This is a genomic window from Pararhizobium sp. A13 (assembly GCF_040126305.1).
In the GTDB taxonomy this organism is placed as follows: domain Bacteria; phylum Pseudomonadota; class Alphaproteobacteria; order Rhizobiales; family Rhizobiaceae; genus Pararhizobium.
Genome location: NZ_CP149510.1, coordinates 2,647,459 through 2,663,082, shown reverse-complemented (window position 1 = coordinate 2,663,082; position 15,624 = coordinate 2,647,459). Strand labels below are relative to the sequence as shown.

Below are 15,624 nucleotides of genomic sequence, written 5' to 3'. Positions count from 1 at the left end.
GGTGGAGTATGTGACGCCTGTTTTCAACCCTTGCCGACGATCGGCTTGCGGGGGCGCCGCAGCCGGATATTAAATGGCATCTTCCTGTCGCGGACCTTGCCGCGGTCCTGATTGCACACGATTCGCATCAGGATAAGCCGATACGGAATCATAGCATAATTGCGTTGTTGGCCACGTTTAGCAATCGTCGATTCTACCCATTGCTGGTCTGTTGGCGATATCCGCGCCACGATTTCTGTGCATCCAAGCCCTGCAATCCATGCAAGGCTCGCGAGACCGCTTCGGCTTTGTGCCATCGGCGGGGTTCTTCTGCTCCCCCGCGCACCATGCCGCATAAAAAAGGCCCGCACATGGCGGGCCTCTTCAACTTAAGTCGGGTGCGGATCAGGCCGAAACGTTGGCCTTCTCTTCCGAGCGCTCCGAATAGATGTAGAGCGGACGGGCGGAGCCCTTGACCACCTCGTCGGAGATGACCACTTCACGCACGCCTTCCAGCGTCGGCAGCTCGAACATGGTGTCGAGCAGGATCTTTTCCATGATCGAGCGCAGGCCGCGAGCGCCGGTCTTGCGCACGATCGCCTTGCGGGCGATTTCGCGCAGAGCATCCTCGTGGAAGGTCAGTTCGACGTCTTCCATCTCGAACAGGCGCTGGTACTGCTTGATCAGCGCGTTCTTCGGCTCGGACAGGATCTGGATCAGGGCCGGTTCGTCGAGGTCTTCGAGTGTCGCCAGCACCGGCAGACGGCCGATGAATTCCGGGATGAGGCCGAACTTCACCAAGTCTTCCGGCTCCAGTTCCCTCAGGACTTCGCCGACGCGGCGATCTTCCGGTGCGCGCACCGCAGCACCGAAGCCGATCGAGGTCTTTTCGCCACGTGCCGAGATGATCTTGTCGAGGCCGGCAAAAGCGCCGCCGCAGATGAACAGGATGTTGGTCGTATCCACCTGCAGGAATTCCTGCTGCGGATGCTTGCGGCCGCCCTGTGGCGGAACCGAAGCGACCGTGCCTTCCATGATCTTCAGAAGCGCCTGCTGCACGCCCTCGCCCGAAACGTCACGGGTGATCGACGGGTTGTCGGACTTGCGCGAGATCTTGTCGACTTCGTCGATATAGACGATACCGCGCTGCGCCCGCTCGACGTTATAATCGGCAGCCTGGAGAAGCTTCAGGATGATGTTTTCGACGTCTTCACCGACATAACCGGCTTCCGTCAGCGTCGTCGCGTCGGCCATCGTGAACGGTACGTCGATGATGCGCGCCAGCGTCTGGGCCAGATAGGTCTTGCCGCAGCCGGTGGGGCCGACGAGCATGATGTTGGACTTCGCCAACTCGACGTCGGTGCCCTTGGCCGCATGCGCCAGACGCTTGTAGTGGTTGTGGACCGCGACCGACAGGATACGCTTGGCCTGCTGCTGGCCGATCACATATTCGTCGAGGACCTTGATGATCTCCTGCGGCGTCGGAACGCCGTCACGGGATTTGACCATCGAGGTCTTGTTCTCTTCGCGGATGATGTCCATGCAGAGCTCGACGCATTCATCGCAGATGAACACAGTCGGTCCGGCAATCAGCTTGCGGACCTCATGCTGGCTCTTGCCGCAGAAGGAACAATATAGGGTATTCTTCGAGTCACCGCCGTTGCTACCGCTGACTTTGCTCATATCACTTTCCTTCCAGCACGCCGGACACCTCCTGAAAGGTGAAACGGACTACTCAACGCGCTCCGCAATTCTTTCCGCCTTCATGCGCGAAAATGCGGCACTTTCGGGAGTACGAACCGGCTTCAAACAATCACGTTTGATGTCCGGCAGCAACGAATCTCCCACCGAATACCGAATGCTAGGACCTCAAACTTCAACATAGCATTAACGGTCAATATTAACGGCTTTGGCCTGCGGATAAAGCCCTAAGAGAGATACAAATGTGTCACAAATGCATCTATCCGCACACAAAAGCTTGAAAATCAACCCTCCTGGGCCGATTCCATGGCCTCACGCGAGGTGATGACCTTGTCGACGACACCCCAGCTCAGCGCCTCGTCCGCGCTCATGAAGTGGTCGCGGTCAAGCGTCTGTTCAACCTCTTCATAGGTCCGGCCGGTATGCTTGACGTAGACCTCGTTCAGGCGGCGCTTCATTTTCAGGATGTCGCGGGCATGCCGTTCGATGTCGGATGCCTGGCCCTGGAAGCCGCCGGAAGGCTGGTGAACCATGATGCGGGCGTTCGGCGTCGCAAAGCGCATGTCCTTGTGACCGGCGGCCAGAAGCAGCGAGCCCATCGAGGCTGCCTGGCCGATGCACAGCGTCGAAACGGCAGGCTTGATGAACTGCATCGTATCGTAGATCGCCATGCCGGCAGTGACGACGCCGCCCGGCGAATTGATGTAAAGCGCGATTTCCTTCTTGGGGTTTTCGGCCTCGAGGAACAGCAGCTGGGCGCAGATCAGCGTTGCCATCTGGTCTTCCACAGGGCCCGTCAAAAAGATGATGCGCTCTTTCAGAAGGCGCGAGAAGATGTCGTAGGAACGTTCGCCGCGATTGGTCTGTTCAACGACCATCGGCACCAGAGCCATGGCGGTATCAACGGGATTTCTCATGTCAAACCTTTGTCTAGCTGGCGCGCAAACTCTCCTGCGCGCCGGGAATCATCGGGAATATCTCACTTCATACATAGAGTGTCCAACTACCCCACTTCAAGTCGCGAACTCTGCATAACGTTAATACCCGGCGCGGCCCAACATTCCCGCCACGGCACATTCATGCGTGATCCTTTAGTGATTCCTAAGGAGCGCGATACGGCCTCGGTCGCTTTTTAAACCTTTTCACACAGGCATTCGGGCTTTCAGGGTGAAAAATGGGTAAATTGAGGTCAAAGCTGGGATTCGATCGGCAGGATGCTGATGACCCCTGCAGTCAGGCGGCGCAAGAAACCGGCCTCCGGCTCGCGGTGAAGCACACGAGACCTGTTGTCCTCGCTGTCGTGCCAGTGCAGGCGGCCATTCTCGAGGGTCAGCCGAAAGCTGTTCGCCGGGCGTGTCTCTTCTTCGAAAACCGCCTCGACTTCATCGACAAGCCCGGGATGGGTGAACAGCACGCCCATTTCCGTATTGAGAGACGCCGAGCGCGGATCGAAGTTCAGCGATCCGACGAAGGCCGTCTTGCCATCGACCGTGAAAGCCTTGGTGTGCAGGCTGGCCCCCCGCGATCCGAACAGCGACATGCGTCTGGGATCGCCGAATTCATGGATCGCCTTCAATTCGAACAGCGTCGTACCGCTCTTCAGCAGCGCCTTGCGATAATTGGCGTAGGCTCCGTGAACCGCTGCGACATCGGTGGCGGCAAGCGAGTTCGTCAGGACCGCCACCTTGACCCGCCGCTCGACGAGCCTCGCAATTTCGGCGATACCCTGGCTGCCGGGAATAAAATAGGGGGAAATGATCTTCACGTCCTGTTGAGCGGAGGTGAGGACCGGCATCAGTTCCCGCATGATCCAGTTGTTGTGCTTCTGCAGAAATGCCTTCTCGGGGGGATCGGAGACGAGCCTGGCGTCGCCCGTCCAATGAAGAGCCTCGGTTGCCGGCATCCCACCGCCGTGCTTCATCGCCGCATCAACATGCGTCAAATAGTGCTGACCGCCGGATGTCGCAGCTATCCTTTCGAGCTTCGCCCTGAACGCCGGCAGATAGTGCTTGCGCAGCGTGCGCAACGATCCAATCGGCAGCACGACAGGGCTATTCCAATAACCGTCGAAGACCGTGGCTGCTTCCATGGCCACGGGGCCGAGCATCCAGACATCGAGATCGCGGAAGTTCGCCTGCTCGGCCGCATCGAAATAGGCGTCGCCAATGTTGCGGCCGCCAGCGATCACCAGGTGGCCATCGGCGATCCATTGCTTGTTGTGCATGCGTCGTGAGGTGCGAAGGGGTCGCAGCATCATCTCGAAACCGCGCTTGAACCGATCGGTCCGCGCCCGGCTCGGATTGAACAGGCGAACCTCGATGTTCGGGTGGGCGTCGAGAGACATGCACATGCGGTCGTGCAGGCCGGCATTGATGTCGTCGAGCAGCAGGCGCACCCGAACGCCGCGGTCGGCAGCTGCGAGCACCTCGCGGCTCAACAACCGCCCGGTAAGATCGTTCTTCCAGTAGTAATACTGCAGATCGAGACTGCGGCCTGCCTTGCGGGCAGACAGCGCCCGCAGCGCGAAGGCCGACATATTGTCGGCGATCAGCGCGACACCGTTCAACCCGGGATGACGGTCGAGTAGCGGGGCCGCCAACCGGTCCAGCTTGGTCTGCGCGCCTCCCGGCTTCAGCGCGCTCGACGCCGGCCCATGCAGTCGCCGCCCAAAACGGCCATAGGCATAGACCAGGATCAAAGCCAGCAGGCCGGACGCGAAAACAGAGAGAGCAACGATGGCGGCACGCATGAGACGACGACCTGTCTGTCAGGATTGAGCCGCAGAAACCGCTTCGGCTGCAGTCGTACCGTTGCCGGCGAGCGCGGCCTTCAGATCAATATAGGCCTTGATGGGCAGATGATCAGATGCCACGCGCGAAAGCGGCGTATTATGCACCTCGACGGCCGTGACCAGATTGTGCGGGCTGCCCATCACCCGATCGAGCGCCAAAAGAGGAAAACGCGAGGGAAAGCTCGGCACCGCAGTCGCAGCGTGATCGAAAACAGGACTGAGGAAGCGCAGCGCCGAGCGAGGCCCCAGCCGCCATTCGTTGAGATCACCAATCAAAAGCGTCGGCCGCTCCTCCGCCTCGCTGATGGCGGCCAGGATCGCCTCCGCCTGCCGGGCACGGGAATGCCTGAGCAGACCGAAATGGGCGGCGATGATCCTGAGCGGCCCGTGCTTGAGATCGAGGTCGACGACGAGCGCGCCGCGCGGCTCGACGCCGGGCAGGTTCAGTTGATGAACCTTGGCGACCGCGCCCTCGCGCAACAGCAGCACGTTGCCATGCCAGCCATGCCCCTTGGAGGAAAAGGCGGCGATCGGCACCGAAATGAGGTGACACTCCCGATGCAGCCGTTCCAGGTCCAGAAGCCCTGCCCGCTCGCCGAACCGCTGATCGACTTCCTGCAGTGCGATGATATCGGCGCCGATCTCGCCGATCACTTCTGTGGTCCGCCCGGGGTCGAAGCGATTGTCGGTGCCGACGCATTTGTGGATGTTGTAGGAGGCTATGACGGTGTCGCCGCGCTCGCCGGCCGGATCCCGACCCGCAAGCGAGACGCGCTTTCCGCGGATCGCGGCCAAGATGCCCGCTGACAGACTGCTGTGCGACGAAGCCATAGTCTCTCTCTGGTCCTTGCCGTTCATCGTGCAAAATAGACATGCCGCGCAGCAAGGCAAGCCGGTATCCGGCAAATGCGAACTTTTGAACATCTATGCCCCAACTTTCGAGAGGCGATATCTGGGCATCGCCCCGACAATTTTCTTGCCGAGGACACCGCTTGAAACATAGATCAGGTCAAACGCCCGTTCCATCCAGCGAGAATGCCCCATGTCTGCGCCTTCAGCACTTTCCATCAACCCCGCGAGCCGGCATGTCAGCATCGACGTGCGCAATCCTGCCTTCTATCAGGACCCGCTGTCCGCCTACGCCGCATTGCATGCGCACTGTCCCGCCTTCTTCTGGGAAGAGCAGCAGCAATGGTATTTTGCGGGCTACGATCAGGTGAACGGCCTTTTGCGAGATCGCCGCTTCGGCCGCCAGATCCTGCACGTGGCAACCCGCGAGGAACTCGGGCTGTCGGAGCCGAAGCCCCATCTCAAGGATTTCGACCGGCTGGAAAGCTACTCGCTGCTCGAACTGGAGCCGCCGGCCCACACACGGCTTCGCACCCTCGTCAACCGCGCCTTCGTCTCGCGCCAGATCGAACAGCTGCGGCCGGAAATCGCCGCACTCGCACACTCGATCATTGACGGTTTCGAAAAGGACGGCGAAGTCGAGCTGCTGAAGACCTATGCCGAGATCATTCCGGTGACGGTGATCGCCCGCATGCTCGGCGTGCCGGTGGACATGGCGCCGGAACTGCTCGACTGGTCGCACCGCATGGTGCGCATGTACATGTTCAATCCGACGCTTGAGACCGAGCTCGACGCCAACCAGGCATCCGCCGAGTTCAGTGCCTATCTAAAGGGCATCATCGACTGGAAACGCGACAATCCGGCCGATGACCTCCTCACGCATATGATCACCACCGAGAAGGACGGCGAGCGACTGTCCGATGACGAACTCATCTCGACGGCGGTTCTTCTGCTCAATGCCGGCCACGAGGCGACCGTGCACCAGCTCGGCAACGCCGTGCGCGTCCTGCTCGAAACAGGCACGCACGCGGAACAGGCTTTTGCAGACGACACCGCCACCGAGCGGACAATCGAGGAATGCATGCGCTATGCCGCGCCGCTTCATATATTCCAGCGCTATGCCCTTTCCGACATCGAGATCGCGGATGGCATCCAGCTCAAAAAGGGCGACAAGATCGGCCTGCTGCTCGCCGCCGCCAATGTCGATTCGACAAAATTCTCCGATGCCCTCACCTTCCGCCCCGACCGCAATGAAGGTCCGCACGTCTCCTTCGGCGCAGGCCTACATTTCTGCATCGGCGCGCCTCTTGCTCGGCTGGAACTGAAGCTGTCGTTGCCGATCCTGTTTGAGCGTTTGCCAAACCTGCGCCTCAAAAGCGAGCCGCAGGTGAAGGACAGCTATCATTTCCACGGGCTGGAACGGCTGGAGCTGGCGTGGTGAGCTATATTGTCGTCGTCGTGACGTGGGCCAATTGTCATCGTCATAGTCGGAGGATGGCTTTCCGTGACCAGAGCGAAGCGCAAAAACCCGCAACAGACGCAAAGCGACGCAGCGACACCGCAAGCGTCCGAAGACATCGAAATGATTTTCGAGCAGCTTCGTCAAATTTTGGGAAACGATCAAAGACAGGCTGGCAACACGACTGCTTCTGAGCCTCCCCTTGAAGAAACCAAATTTCGCAGGTCGGCGAGAAGGTTCAGGGTAAACTTGTGGTTGGCCCGGAATTCTTCGAGCCGTTGTCTCAAGAGGACGTCAGGGAACTGACGGGCGAATGAAATTTCTGCTCGATACGCATGCTTTGTTGTGGTGGTTGAGTGACGATCCCCTTCTCTCGCAGACCGCTCGCGAAATCATCGCGGACCCCTCCCACGAAATCTACGTCAGCGCCGCTTCGGCCTGGGGAGATAGCGACAAAGGAAAATTACCTACGGGAAATTTGATTTTGCCAGATTTTTCAGGTGTGATCGCAGAAGCGAGCATATGGTGCATAGCGTGCTTTTACCTGGAGACCACCTGGATCCTTTCGACCGCATGCTTGCCGCCTGGGCGATCCTCGAGAACATGACCCTGTTGTCCATTGACGGCCAGATTCAATTCGGGGTCATCGTAAGGTGGTAGTCAAAGCCGAATTAAACCCTGATCACATAGTCCTTGCGAGTCGTTTCAATGACTTCCCAGCTTCCCTTGAAGCCGGGTCTGAGGATCATGCTGTCCCCGGTTTTGAGATGCGTCGCGGCGCCGCCCTCTTCGGTGACGACGGAATGACCGGAGAGAATGTGGAAATATTCCCACTCCTCATAAACGATACGCCACTTTCCCGGCGTCGCCTCCCAGATGCCGGCATAGATGCCGCCTTCGGCTTCCTCGAAATTCCAGGTGCGGAACTGCGGATTGCCGGAGATCAGGCGATCCGGCGCAGGTGCGCCGATCTCCGGTTCAAGCGACGACGGATCGAATATCAGGGCGAGTGTCATAATGGGCTCCCTGGAGGAAACGGCCGGTTTCCCGGCCATTTTAAACGGTATCAAACCTTGGCAAGCGATTGGTCGAGGTCGGCGATGATGTCGGCAACGTCCTCGATGCCGACCGACAGGCGCACGACTTCCGGGCCGGCTCCGGCCGCCGTCTGCTGTTCCGCCGTCAACTGCCGGTGGGTCGTGGACGCCGGATGGATGACGAGGGACCGGGTGTCGCCGATATTGGCGAGGTGGGAGAACATCTCCAGCCCTTCGACGAAGCGTTTTCCCGCCTCATAGCCATCCTTCATGCCGAAGGTGAACACCGCTCCCGCCCCTTTCGGCGAATATGTCTGCTGGAGCGCGTAGTTGGCGTCGCCCTCCAGACCGGCATAGTTGACCCAGGCGACCTTGTCATGCGTGCTGAGCCAGGTGGCGACTGCAAGCGCATTGTCGCAATGGCGCTGCATCCGAAGCGGCAGCGTCTCGATGCCCGTCAAAAGCAGGAAAGCGTTGAATGGCGAGATTGCCGGCCCGAAGTCGCGCAGACCCAAGACGCGGCAGGCGATGGCGAAGGCGAAATTGCCGAAGGTCGCATGCAGCACCATGCCGGCATATTCCGGGCGCGGCTCGGAGAGGATTGGATATTTGCCCGATTTCGACCAGTCGAACGTGCCGCCATCGACGATCACGCCGCCCATCGAATTGCCATGACCGCCCATGAACTTGGTGAGCGAATGCACGACGATGTCAGCGCCATGCTCGATCGGCTGGATGAGGTAGGGCGTCGCCATCGTGTTGTCGACGATCAGCGGCAGACCATGCTTCTTTGCAACCTCCGAGATCGCCGCAATATCGACGAAGGTGCCGCCGGGATTGGCAAGGCTCTCGATGAAGATCGCCTTGGTGCGCTCGTCGATCTGGCTTTCGAAGGAGGCGATATCGGCCGTATCGACCCACCGCACCCGCCAGTCGAAGGATTTGAAGGCATTGCCGAACTGGTTGACGGAGCCGCCGTAGAGCTGGCGCGCGGCCAGGAAATTGTCGCCCGGGCTCATGAGGGCGTGGAAGATCAGCAGCTGAGCTGCATGGCCAGAAGCGACGGCGAGCGCAGCGGTACCGCCTTCCAGTGCCGCGACACGCTCTTCCAGCACCGCCTGCGTCGGGTTCATGATGCGGGTATAGATATTGCCGAAGGCCTGCAGACCGAACAGTGAGGCGGCATGATCGGCGTCGTCGAAGACAAAGCTCGTCGTCTGGTAGATCGGCGTCGCGCGGGCCCCGGTGGTCGGATCGGGCTGGGCGCCGGCGTGAATGGCAAGCGTACTGAAACCTGGATTGTTCTTCACGGACGTATCCCCCTTTGATCAAGTTCGGCGCACTATTTCAGAGGCTGCGCCTTTCGGTCAAAGACTGTTTTGCCCGATTTGCACGCTGCGCGAGCAAGGATTTCCAATCTGGATTGTCAGCAGCGAGCGGGGTCAGCCGACAAGACGCGGATATTCGATCGCCGGGCAACGGTCCATAACGACCTTTATGCCCTGCTCTTCCGCTTTTGCCGCCGCCCGATCGTCGCGCACCGATAACTGCCCCCAGATCACCTTCGGCCGCCCTTCCAGCGCAAGGATTTCATCGACCAGCGCCGGAAGGGCGTGGGCGGCGCGGAAGACATCAACCATGTCGATGGGAGTGGGAATATCGGCAAGCCGGGCATAGACCTTCTGCCCCTGGATTTCCTTGCCGGCCTGGCCCGGATTGACCGGAAAAACCGTATAGCCCTTGCGCAGCAGGAACGCCATCACGCGATGGCTCGGTCGCTCGGGGTTCGGCGACGCGCCAACGAGCGCAATCGTCTTCGTCGATTTAAGAATGTCGGAGATGTAAAAATCCGGATACGCATCATGGTTCATCGTCGAAGTCCGCCCAAAGCAATCGTCGCGCGATAATTGGGATAGCCTCCTCCACTGTCAACCAATCGGCGGCGCTTTGCATGCGAATCCAAAGGCGACAGCGTCCGCGGCGTCGCCAAATCTGGCTATCCGTCAGAATCGGGTTGCTTTTCCCGATGCTCGCCTTCAGAAAATGCGGGTATCCGATCTTCCTCGCGTCCCCGAAGGTTCATCTTGCCCCTCGACGTCATCGCTCTCGTTCTGTTCGGGGCGTTACTGCACGCGACCTGGAATGCGCTGGTCAAGGCGGGATCGGAGAAATCCCTGGATGCGGCGATGGTTGCGCTCGGCGCGGCGGTCGTTGCCCTGCCCTTCCTTCCCTTCATGCCGCTGCCGCATCCGGATGCCTGGCCGTTCATTCTCGTGTCGGCATTGTTCCAATTCTCCTATTTCCAGCTTGTGGCCGCCTCCTACCGCGCCGGCGATATCGGTCTCGTCTATCCGCTGATGCGCGGCGTCGCGCCCTTGCTGGTGGCGGCAACAAGCGGCGCGCTGATCGGCGAGAACCTTTCGAGTGGCGCTTTGGCCGGCGTCCTGACGATCTCGACCGGCGTGCTGACGCTCGCCTTCGAAGCGCGCAAGGGCGGCAAACATGCCATCCTCCTGGCGCTCGCCAATGCCGTGGTCATCGCCAGCTATACCTATGTCGACGGCATCGGCGCCCGCATCGCGCTCAATCCGATCTCCTACACGCTGTGGATGGCCTTGCTGCCGCCAGTCCTGTTGTTTGCCTGGGCCTTCGTCACGCGCGGCGTCAAGCCCGTCCTGCGCCATGTCCGTCATCAATGGTGGCGTGGGCTGATCGGCGGCGGCGGCTCGATCGGCGCCTATGGCCTGGCGCTGTGGGCGATGACGAAAGCGCCGGTCGCCACCGTCGCGGCGCTGCGCGAAACCTCGATCCTCTTCGCCATCGTCATTTCCATCGTCTTCCTCAAGGAGCGCGTCAGCATCTTCCGCATCGCGGCCGCCTGTCTGATCGCGCTCGGGGCGCTGATGCTGAAGCTCGCTTGAAGGCGAGCGTTATGCTGCTGATTTGGCGGGCAGCACTTCAGTCTTGATCCGATCGCCATTTTGCCGCGACGCAACGGCGAGATCGTATGTCGCCTGAAGCCCCAGCCAGAACTGCGGATCATTTCCGAAGAAACGGCCGAGCCGCAAGGCGGTATCAGCCGAGATCGCACGCTTTCCGTTTAAAATCTCGGAAACGCGACCGGAATTTATCCGTAACGCTAGCGCCAGCGCGTTGCCTGTCATACCACGCGCTTCGAGTTCTTCCTTGAGCATCACGCCGGGGTGAATTTCGGCACTATTGGCGATCGTCTTGATCGTCCGCAAAACATACTACCGACACGTAGAACGTCTACCGGATAGCAAGGCTATCAATCCTCTTTCCACTCCGGCATCCGCTTGCCCAGAAATGCGCCCATCCCTTCTTCCGCGTCACGCCCCAGCATATTCTCCACCATGACACCCGTGGCGAAATCATAGGCTTCGGCGATGCCCATCTCCGCCTGCCTGTAAAACGCCTCCTTGCCGATCTTCAGCGCCTGCGGCGACTTCGAGGCGATGACGGCGGCGTATTTGTTGACGACCTGCTGCAGATATTGCTTCGGCACGATGCGATTGACGAGGCCGAAATCTTTTGCGGTCGAGGCGTCGATCGTCTCGCCGGTGAGCAGCATTTCCATCGCCTGCTTGCGGTGCGCGGCGCGCGAGACGGCGACCATCGGTGTCGAGCAGAACAGGCCGATATTGACGCCGGGCGTGCAGAAGGTCGAAGTGTCGGTACAAATCGCCAGGTCGCAGCTCGCCACCAGCTGGCAGCCCGCCGCCGTGGCCAGTCCGTCGATCTCGGCGATGACCGGCTGGGGCAGATGGCTGATCTTCAGCATGAGGTCGGCGCAAAGCCGGACGGATTTTTCGAAGAACGCCCTGCCCTTGTCTTCGTCCGCGCGATGCGTGGTCAGTTCCTTGAGGTCATGGCCAGCCGAAAACAGTTCGCCCGAAGCGGCCAGAATGACGACACGAATATCGGTCGACTTGGCGGCGGCATCCAGTTCGGCCGCCAGCGCGTCCAGGAGCGCAATCGAGAGGGCATTTGCCGGAGGATTGTTCAGCGTCAGCCGCAGCACCTTGCCCGAAACCTCGCGCAGCACCAGGCCGTGCGGCTCTTGCCTGCGCAGGGAAACCACGTCTGCCATGTCTTTTCTCCTCAGTCTCATGCCGGCTCAGCGCTCGGCCGGATCAGCGCTTGGCCGGATCAGCGCTTGGCCGGATCAGCGCTTGGTACGCCGCACCAACCACCGTTTCAAGCAGCCTCTAAGACTTTCTTCCCGCTTGCCCTTGTCGATCAGCGGTCTGTAAAGCAGGGTAGGCATTCTGGGAGTGAGCCATGCCGGTGGAGCCGATCCTCACCGTCGACGATCTCAACCGTTTTCTCGAAACGGATTTTTCCGAGGTCCATACGGACGGCAAGATCTTCGAGGTCGTGGCGACAGGTCCAGGCTTTGCCACGATGCGGCTCGATCCGAAGGAAAAGCACCTTCGTCCCGGCGGCACTGTTTCCGGGCCGACCCTGTTCGCGCTCGCCGACGTCACGGCCTATATCACGCTGCTTGCCCATATCGGCCCGGTCGCACTCGCCGTCACCACCAGTCTCAACATCAACTTCCTTCACAAGCCGCAACTCGGGCCGCTGCAATGTACTTGCCGCATTCTGAAACTTGGCAAGCGGCTGGCCGTGCTCGATGCGGCAATTTCGGAACTCGATGGAGAAGAATTGGTGGCGCACGCAACCGCGACCTATTCGATTCCACCGGGATAAATTGCGGTATCATAATACCCCATATCTAACTACATGTTTTATATATGAATTTTTTCAAATCGCCCGAAACCATAAACTTGACGGCATTTCATCCTTTGCGTATAAGCCGCACCAGATCGCGGTCCTCTCGGGCCGCTTTCCTTTTTGGCGACTTTCGGGTCTGCCAATTCAAGCAACAAGAAACGCCCGGCGGCAACGCATCGGGTTCAAACGAAAGAGTTTTAACATGGCAACCTTCGTTCAGAAGCCTGCAGAGGTGGAGAAGAAGTGGATCCTCATCGACGCCGAAGGCCTCGTTGTCGGACGTCTCGCTTCCATCATCGCAAATCACCTGCGCGGCAAGCACAAAGCAACCTACACCCCTCACGTTGACGATGGCGACAATGTCATCGTGATCAACGCCGAGAAGGCTGTCCTTACCGGCAAGAAGTACACCGACAAGAAGTACTACTGGCACACCGGTTACCCGGGCGGCATCAAGGAGCGCACCGCGCGCCAGATCATCGAAGGCCGCTTCCCGGAGCGCGTTCTCGAGAAGGCTGTCGAGCGCATGGTTCCGCGTGGTCCGCTTGGCCGTCGCCAGATGAAGAACCTGCGCGTTTACGCCGGCACCAATCATCCGCATGAAGCACAGCAGCCGACCGTCCTCGACGTCGCCAAGCTGAATGCCAAGAACACAAGGAGCGCCTAATCGTGGCTGATCTCTCTTCTCTGAAAGACCTCGGCACGACCGCGGAAGCTTCGGCTCCGGTTCATGTCAAGAAGGTTGACGCCCAGGGCCGCTCCTACGCGACCGGCAAGCGCAAGAACGCCGTCGCCCGCGTCTGGGTCAAGCCGGGTTCCGGCAAGATCACCGTCAACGGCAAGGAATTCGCCAATTACTTCGCCCGTCCGGTTCTGCAGATGATCCTGCGCCAGCCGATCGTTGCTGCTGCCCGTGACGGCCAGTTCGACATCGACGCCACGGTTGCCGGCGGCGGTCTTTCCGGCCAGGCCGGCGCCGTTCGTCACGGCATCTCCAAGGCGCTGACCTACTTCGAACCGGGCCTGCGCTCGGTCCTGAAGAAGGGCGGCTTCCTGACCCGCGACAGCCGCGTCGTCGAGCGTAAGAAGTACGGTAAGGCCAAGGCCCGCCGTTCGTTCCAGTTCTCGAAGCGTTAATCGTTTCCGGAATTCAGCAGTTCAAAGCGGGGCTTCGGCCCCGCTTTTTTCGTTTCTCGGTTTAAGCCGCCCCTCTGCAGGCAAAGTTTTCACCGACAAAATTCGAGGCCGGAATGACCACCACACCTTTCGCGCAGACACCGCAGCCGCCGTACTACATCGTCGCCTTTTCATCTGTGCGCACGCAGGGCGATCACGGCTACGGCAACATGGCCGCCGAAATGGAAGAACTTGCCCTGCGGCAGGCGGGCTGCATCGGTATAGAGAGCGTGCGGGGCGCTGATGGTTTTGGCATAACAAATGCCTATTGGACGGATGAGCAAAGCATCATTGCATGGAAAAACAACGTCCGGCACCTTGCTGCCCAAAGGCTTGGCCGTGAACGCTGGTACGAGCATTACCAGGTCCGCGTCGGCCTGGTAGAGCGGGCCTATGGCTCCGATCCCGAGTAACCGTCAAAGCGGCAGTTCCGTCGAGAATTTGAGTTCGCGCAGCACGAAACTCGAGACCACCGTGCGCACATGCGGATTGCGCATCAGGTACCGCGTCATGAAAGCCTCGTAGCTTTCCACATCGCTCGCCCGGATCTTCAGCATGTAGTCGAAGGCGCCGGACAGCGCATAGCACTCCATGATTTCGGACCGCTCCAGCACCACCGAGGCAAAGGAGGCGACCGCCTCCTCATGGTGATCCTCCAGCGTCACGTGCGCGATCACGCAAAGCTTGAGGTCGAGCTTGCCGGGGTCCAGCAGGGTCACCCGCTTGCGGATGACGCCATCAGCCTCCAGTTCCTGGATCTTCCGCCAGGCCGAACTCTGCGACATGCCCGCCTTCTCTGCCAGCTCGGCCAGCGACAGGCTGCCGTCGGCCTGGACGAGTTGCAGAAGCTTGCGATGGAAGTTCCCAGTTTCTTTCATTTTATGTGCAACCTCCGAAAATTCCTGCCAAGTTTATGGCAATAGCCAGCAGGAAAGAAAGGAAAATCCGCCGTTCCGGGAGCATAATTACTCTTGAGGCGCCACGCCTTAGCGCGTGCTGGAATGACGGAGGATCAGAGCATGACGAAGGAAAGCACCTACACTGCCAAGCTGCCCGGCCCGGATGGTTTTTACGACTACACGCCGGAGGAAGACGCGATCTGGGGCGAACTCTACGAGCGGCAGATGAAGTTGCTGGCAGACATGGCCTGCCGCGAATATCTGGACGGCGTCAAAACCCTCAGCCTGATGCCGGACAAGGTTCCGCAACTGCTCGACGTCAACCGCCGCCTGAACGAGACCACCGGCTTCGGCGTCGAAGGCGTACCCGCCCTCATTCCGCCGTCGCAGTTCTATGAGCTTCTGTCGCAGGGCAAGTTCCCGCTTGCGACCTTCCTGCGCCGCCGCGAGCATATCGATTATATCGAGGAGCCGGACCTGTTCCATGAGGTATTCGGCCATTGCCCGTTGCTGACCAATCAGAGCTACGCCAATTTCGTGCGCCGTTTCGGCGAAACCGCAGTGCACCTCGGCAAGGGCTATTCGTGGCACCTGTTCCGCATCTTCTGGTTCACCGTCGAATTCGGCCTGATCAACACGCCGGAAGGCCGCCGCTGCTACGGCGCGGGCATCGTGTCTTCGCCGAGCGAGGCGAAAGCCGCGATGAAGGGCACAGAGTGCGAATTCCGGCCCTTCGACTTGTTGAGCGTGCTGAGAACCCCTTACCGCATCGATATCGTCCAGCCGATCTATTATGTTATCGACAGCTTTGCGGATCTCGAAGCGATCATCGAGCAGGATATCGAGGGAGCGATCTTGAAGGCGAAGTCGCTGGGTGATTTCGCTCCATCGTTCGAAGCCAAGGCCTCTTGAAACACGGATTATCCGGCGGCAACAATAATCGGGGTCTTGCCTTCCTTTGGCCGATTGTCCAAC

At 59.8% G+C, this 15,624-nt stretch carries 19 protein-coding genes; 8 read left to right on the top strand and 11 right to left on the bottom strand.

The features are described 5' to 3' along the window. Window positions 1–23 precede the first annotated feature (23 nt). The 5 genes from WI754_RS13085 to WI754_RS13065 form a co-directional block, all read right to left on the bottom strand. Window positions 24–296, bottom strand: coding sequence for a hypothetical protein (locus WI754_RS13085; RefSeq protein WP_349433876.1), 273 nt, complete (start codon window positions 294–296; stop codon window positions 24–26). Between the two features lie 88 nt (window positions 297–384). Then, on the bottom strand, window positions 385–1,662 hold the full coding sequence (gene clpX / locus WI754_RS13080; RefSeq protein ID WP_018325989.1) for an ATP-dependent Clp protease ATP-binding subunit ClpX: 1,278 nt from the start codon (window positions 1,660–1,662) through the stop codon (window positions 385–387). Between the two features lie 302 nt (window positions 1,663–1,964). Further along, window positions 1,965–2,597, bottom strand: coding sequence for an ATP-dependent Clp endopeptidase proteolytic subunit ClpP (gene clpP / locus WI754_RS13075; protein ID WP_349433875.1), 633 nt, complete (start codon window positions 2,595–2,597; stop codon window positions 1,965–1,967). 272 nt (window positions 2,598–2,869) lie between these two features. After that, entirely contained in the window at window positions 2,870–4,429 is a 1,560-nt protein-coding gene (locus tag WI754_RS13070) for a phospholipase D family protein (protein WP_349433874.1), read from the bottom strand. A gap of 18 nt (window positions 4,430–4,447) precedes the next feature. After that, window positions 4,448–5,302: an endonuclease/exonuclease/phosphatase family protein gene (locus WI754_RS13065; protein WP_349433873.1), complete on the bottom strand. Its 855-nt coding sequence runs from the start codon at window positions 5,300–5,302 to the stop codon at window positions 4,448–4,450. 211 nt (window positions 5,303–5,513) lie between these two features. On the opposite strand from WI754_RS13065, the gene WI754_RS13060 reads away from it, so the two are divergent. Together WI754_RS13060 and WI754_RS13055 are read left to right on the top strand one after the other, a co-directional pair. Continuing rightward, window positions 5,514–6,761 (top strand): cytochrome P450, encoded by a 1,248-nt coding sequence (locus WI754_RS13060; protein WP_349433871.1) that lies wholly within the window; start codon window positions 5,514–5,516, stop codon window positions 6,759–6,761. A gap of 331 nt (window positions 6,762–7,092) precedes the next feature. Beyond that, window positions 7,093–7,386 carry a hypothetical protein gene (locus WI754_RS13055; protein WP_349433870.1) on the top strand — a complete coding sequence of 98 codons (294 nt, stop codon included), beginning with the start codon at window positions 7,093–7,095 and terminating at the stop codon, window positions 7,384–7,386. A 64-nt stretch (window positions 7,387–7,450) separates the two neighbouring features. On the opposite strand, the gene WI754_RS13050 is transcribed toward WI754_RS13055, so the two are convergent. From WI754_RS13050 to WI754_RS13040, 3 genes are all read right to left on the bottom strand, one after another. Then, entirely contained in the window at window positions 7,451–7,795 is a 345-nt protein-coding gene (locus tag WI754_RS13050) for a cupin domain-containing protein (RefSeq protein WP_349433868.1), read from the bottom strand. A gap of 50 nt (window positions 7,796–7,845) precedes the next feature. Next, window positions 7,846–9,126, bottom strand: coding sequence for an O-acetylhomoserine aminocarboxypropyltransferase (locus tag WI754_RS13045; RefSeq protein WP_349433867.1), 1,281 nt, complete (start codon window positions 9,124–9,126; stop codon window positions 7,846–7,848). A gap of 132 nt (window positions 9,127–9,258) precedes the next feature. Beyond that, window positions 9,259–9,687: a CoA-binding protein gene (locus tag WI754_RS13040; RefSeq protein ID WP_349433865.1), complete on the bottom strand. Its 429-nt coding sequence runs from the start codon at window positions 9,685–9,687 to the stop codon at window positions 9,259–9,261. 213 nt (window positions 9,688–9,900) lie between these two features. On the opposite strand from WI754_RS13040, the gene WI754_RS13035 reads away from it, so the two are divergent. Further along, the gene (locus WI754_RS13035; RefSeq protein WP_349433864.1) at window positions 9,901–10,737 is read left to right on the top strand and encodes an EamA family transporter; all 837 of its coding nucleotides are present in this window, start codon (window positions 9,901–9,903) and stop codon (window positions 10,735–10,737) included. A 9-nt stretch (window positions 10,738–10,746) separates the two neighbouring features. Here the strand turns inward: WI754_RS13035 and WI754_RS13030 are convergent, their stop codons facing one another. Together WI754_RS13030 and WI754_RS13025 are read right to left on the bottom strand one after the other, a co-directional pair. Next, the gene (locus WI754_RS13030) at window positions 10,747–11,061 is read right to left on the bottom strand and encodes a HigA family addiction module antitoxin (protein WP_349433863.1); all 315 of its coding nucleotides are present in this window, start codon (window positions 11,059–11,061) and stop codon (window positions 10,747–10,749) included. A 44-nt stretch (window positions 11,062–11,105) separates the two neighbouring features. Further along, a complete protein-coding gene (locus WI754_RS13025; protein WP_349433862.1) occupies window positions 11,106–11,927 on the bottom strand; it encodes an enoyl-CoA hydratase in 822 nt (273 codons plus the stop codon). Window positions 11,928–12,118: 191 nt separating this feature from the next. Between WI754_RS13025 and WI754_RS13020 the strand changes: the two genes are divergently transcribed. The 4 genes from WI754_RS13020 to WI754_RS13005 all read left to right on the top strand — a co-directional run bounded on the left by WI754_RS13020 (window position 12,119) and on the right by WI754_RS13005 (window position 14,163). Next, window positions 12,119–12,550 (top strand): PaaI family thioesterase, encoded by a 432-nt coding sequence (locus WI754_RS13020; protein WP_349433860.1) that lies wholly within the window; start codon window positions 12,119–12,121, stop codon window positions 12,548–12,550. A gap of 226 nt (window positions 12,551–12,776) precedes the next feature. Continuing rightward, window positions 12,777–13,241, top strand: coding sequence for a 50S ribosomal protein L13 (gene rplM / locus WI754_RS13015; RefSeq protein WP_349433858.1), 465 nt, complete (start codon window positions 12,777–12,779; stop codon window positions 13,239–13,241). A 2-nt stretch (window positions 13,242–13,243) separates the two neighbouring features. Further along, window positions 13,244–13,711 (top strand): 30S ribosomal protein S9, encoded by a 468-nt coding sequence (gene rpsI, locus WI754_RS13010; protein WP_349433857.1) that lies wholly within the window; start codon window positions 13,244–13,246, stop codon window positions 13,709–13,711. Between the two features lie 113 nt (window positions 13,712–13,824). Further along, window positions 13,825–14,163, top strand: a complete 339-nt coding sequence (locus WI754_RS13005) for an antibiotic biosynthesis monooxygenase (RefSeq protein ID WP_349433855.1) — start codon at window positions 13,825–13,827, stop codon at window positions 14,161–14,163. A 3-nt stretch (window positions 14,164–14,166) separates the two neighbouring features. Here the strand turns inward: WI754_RS13005 and WI754_RS13000 are convergent, their stop codons facing one another. Then, window positions 14,167–14,628: an Lrp/AsnC family transcriptional regulator gene (locus tag WI754_RS13000; RefSeq protein ID WP_349433854.1), complete on the bottom strand. Its 462-nt coding sequence runs from the start codon at window positions 14,626–14,628 to the stop codon at window positions 14,167–14,169. 141 nt (window positions 14,629–14,769) lie between these two features. On the opposite strand from WI754_RS13000, the gene WI754_RS12995 reads away from it, so the two are divergent. Beyond that, window positions 14,770–15,561 (top strand): phenylalanine 4-monooxygenase, encoded by a 792-nt coding sequence (locus WI754_RS12995; protein ID WP_349433852.1) that lies wholly within the window; start codon window positions 14,770–14,772, stop codon window positions 15,559–15,561. Window positions 15,562–15,624 lie beyond the last annotated feature (63 nt).

Bases quoted from the DNA above. Each gene is read 5' to 3' on its own strand.
- WI754_RS13020 (WP_349433860.1), top strand. From the start codon at position 12,119: ATGCCGGTGGAGCCGATCCTCACCGTCGACGATCTCAACCGTTTTCTC.
- WI754_RS13050 (WP_349433868.1), bottom strand. From the start codon at position 7,795: ATGACACTCGCCCTGATATTCGATCCGTCGTCGCTTGAACCGGAGATC.
- WI754_RS12995 (WP_349433852.1), top strand. From the start codon at position 14,770: ATGACGAAGGAAAGCACCTACACTGCCAAGCTGCCCGGCCCGGATGGT.
- WI754_RS13040 (WP_349433865.1), bottom strand. From the start codon at position 9,687: ATGAACCATGATGCGTATCCGGATTTTTACATCTCCGACATTCTTAAA.
- WI754_RS13005 (WP_349433855.1), top strand. From the start codon at position 13,825: ATGACCACCACACCTTTCGCGCAGACACCGCAGCCGCCGTACTACATC.
- WI754_RS13055 (WP_349433870.1), top strand. From the start codon at position 7,093: ATGAAATTTCTGCTCGATACGCATGCTTTGTTGTGGTGGTTGAGTGAC.
- clpX (WP_018325989.1), bottom strand. From the start codon at position 1,662: ATGAGCAAAGTCAGCGGTAGCAACGGCGGTGACTCGAAGAATACCCTA.
- WI754_RS13085 (WP_349433876.1), bottom strand. From the start codon at position 296: ATGGCACAAAGCCGAAGCGGTCTCGCGAGCCTTGCATGGATTGCAGGG.
- WI754_RS13000 (WP_349433854.1), bottom strand. From the start codon at position 14,628: ATGAAAGAAACTGGGAACTTCCATCGCAAGCTTCTGCAACTCGTCCAG.
- clpP (WP_349433875.1), bottom strand. From the start codon at position 2,597: ATGAGAAATCCCGTTGATACCGCCATGGCTCTGGTGCCGATGGTCGTT.
- WI754_RS13025 (WP_349433862.1), bottom strand. From the start codon at position 11,927: ATGGCAGACGTGGTTTCCCTGCGCAGGCAAGAGCCGCACGGCCTGGTG.
- WI754_RS13065 (WP_349433873.1), bottom strand. From the start codon at position 5,302: ATGGCTTCGTCGCACAGCAGTCTGTCAGCGGGCATCTTGGCCGCGATC.
- WI754_RS13060 (WP_349433871.1), top strand. From the start codon at position 5,514: ATGTCTGCGCCTTCAGCACTTTCCATCAACCCCGCGAGCCGGCATGTC.
- rplM (WP_349433858.1), top strand. From the start codon at position 12,777: ATGGCAACCTTCGTTCAGAAGCCTGCAGAGGTGGAGAAGAAGTGGATC.
- WI754_RS13070 (WP_349433874.1), bottom strand. From the start codon at position 4,429: ATGCGTGCCGCCATCGTTGCTCTCTCTGTTTTCGCGTCCGGCCTGCTG.